We start from the raw sequence: 1,670 nt of genomic DNA, 5'->3' as shown, positions 1-1,670 counted from the left end.
GTACGTGCGGGCTTTGAGGATGCGAAAGGCAACCTGATGGGCGCCATCGAACGCGCGGTGATCGGCAAGACCGGCAAGGAAGTCACAGCGGTCTTTGCCAACGCACCAGGGCCATTGGAGTTGTTGCCGAGCGCTTCTTATCCGCGGGGCTGGCTGCGTGTCCAGACCAGCGAGTACCGGCAGGTGATGGCGTTGCCGATTGCTTCGGACGAGCCGCTCAAGACTTATGTGAGCGAATTGCAGCTGCACAAGAAGCTGGGAACGGCTAACCCTATTGCGCCTGTAGCCGTCGGAGACCCACTGTATGACATCTACACTCGAAATCCTCAGTTCTGGTGGCGATTGTTTAACCCTGATTGGGTTAATCCAGCGGAAAAAAAATACAATAAATCTGACCCCTACGCCAAGGCAAAGCAGCGAATCGCAGATGCTCAAGATTTTCACAAGGACATCAAGGATTTGTACCACCCGATCACCTACGCAAGCTATGGCGTAGATCCGTCGCAAAGATGCTTTGGCGCGATCACATACCGAGTGAACGCTACGGAGTTATCGAGATTTGGCGATCCACTGTCCTGGAAGATTGTCAGGGAAGATGGCGAAGGTCGCATAGTAGTACGGGCTGAAAATGGTCACTCCCTGCAACTCAGACTCGAGCCTCCCATTGATGCCGGCGATCAGACCGTTGCCAGCGACGCGTCTGCGTCGCGTATACGTGGAGCTATGGTGTTCCGGCAAACCGGATATGAGCATCAAAGCAGTTTCAACGATGACAAGGTTCTGGCGTCATTGTTGTATTCCATCGTCAAGATCGCCAATACGGCACCATGGTGGGCTCGATGAACTCTGGCGGGCGTCTCTGCATCGCCTGCCTGGCAGGACTCTTGTTGATGGCTTGTCAACCGTATTCCTACAAGGAGCGTGGTGTGCCGAACCAGGTTGAACTTTCACCGCGACTGCAATCTCTGTTTGCCCAAACTAAACTGGTTTGCTTTGGGCGATATGTCCTTGAAGTGCCGGTCGAATCAGATCTAATATTTGGACCGCAGGACTTCCCTGCCGAAATCCTTATCCATGTTGGCGCAGCGGGCCGAGCCAAGGATTTGGCGGAGGCCCATCGCAGCTCGGTACTTGCGCGCAACGATACTGCCGAAGTCACCTACTTCGGCCCGGGGCCAACAAGCCATAGTTTTGAAGTTCGATCATTTGAAAACAAGAATGCAAAAGCTTATGGCAACGAAGATGCACAAACCTTCGTTGTTTCCGGAAAGCATTTATATGAATGGTCTTATGGCGGAGAAGAGATTGCGCCGCTAGTTCGCGGCTTGCGCGCCCGCGACAACGCAGAAGTACCAAAGGACCCTGGCGTTTGCATCGACCACGGCTTTATCGCCGACAGCAGCGGCAGGTATCAGGAAATTCTCCGCGCAGGCATCGCCATTCCCAGCCTGCCGGACGTCAGCTTTTCAGTCGACTCCAACAAGCTGGCGAGCGTGGACGGTGCAAACGGCGAAGGGCTGCTTGCTTCCATCGCGGCGCAGAGAGCGGACCTGGGCAAGCGCTATCCGAAGCTGACTACCCTGCGCGAAGGCAAGCGCATTGTCGGCGTCTGGCAAGGAGAGGAGTCCCTGGTCCGCCGCGCGGACGGTACCCACGATTTCGAGTGGGAA

General features: G+C 55.4%; 1 protein-coding gene and 1 pseudogene. Both read left to right on the top strand.

Annotated features, from left to right (window positions below):
- Positions 1–843, top strand: a pseudogene (locus E1J61_RS35645) (hypothetical protein); the annotation flags it as partial.
- An 83-nt stretch (positions 844–926) separates the two neighbouring features.
- On the top strand, positions 927–1,670 hold a 744-nt coding region (locus tag E1J61_RS35640), incomplete at its 3' end, for a T6SS immunity protein Tli4 family protein (RefSeq protein ID WP_243737112.1).

The organism is Cupriavidus sp. L7L (genome assembly GCF_004353535.1).
Taxonomy (GTDB): domain Bacteria; phylum Pseudomonadota; class Gammaproteobacteria; order Burkholderiales; family Burkholderiaceae; genus Cupriavidus; species Cupriavidus oxalaticus_A.
Note: the sequence above shows the minus strand (reverse complement) of the source record. Positions and strands in the feature narration are given on the sequence as shown.